A 566-nucleotide genomic window follows, 5' to 3' on the forward strand; every position below is an offset into this window, starting at 1 on the left:
ACGGTTGGTGTGTAAGTGTGCTTATCAATGACTTTAATGAGCTGTTGAGTGCCGCAATAAAAGGCAGTACAGCTGATCTGTCACCGGTAATGCCTTATTCCAATTATATCAATTGGTTGAAAACCATAGACAGAGAACATTCACTGGGTCACTGGAAGGAGTACCTTAAAGGTTATGCAGCACCGGCAGAGATTCCTTTCAAGACAAGAGCTGTAGACACTACTTATGTCGAATACAGTGAACGCCTTGAAATAGGGGGAGCTGTGTTTAAGCAAGTAGACACACTTTGCACCACTTTAGGCATTACCCACAACACTTTTATGCAAGGTGTATGGGGCTATTTATTATCACGTTACAACAACACGAGTGATGTGGTTTTTGGAGCAGTGGTATCAGGTCGTCCGGCCGATTTAGCGGGAGTTGAAGATATGATCGGACTGTTTAGTAATACTATTCCGGTCAGAGTACAGTATGATGTTGATACTACGCCTGCTGACCTGTTAAAAATGCTGCAAGAGCAATCGATACAAGGTACATCACATCATTATATGAACCTGTCAGAGGTT

Annotated in this window: 1 protein-coding gene; it reads left to right on the forward strand. The window is 42.8% G+C overall.

What is annotated here, in order from left to right; genetic code table 11:
* Positions 1 to 566: condensation domain-containing protein (locus tag JO950_RS21975; protein WP_237732432.1), on the forward strand; the 566-nt coding region annotated here is incomplete at both ends.

Source organism: Flavobacterium sp. UGB4466 (assembly GCF_903469665.1).
GTDB lineage: Bacteria > Bacteroidota > Bacteroidia > Flavobacteriales > Flavobacteriaceae > Flavobacterium > Flavobacterium lipolyticum.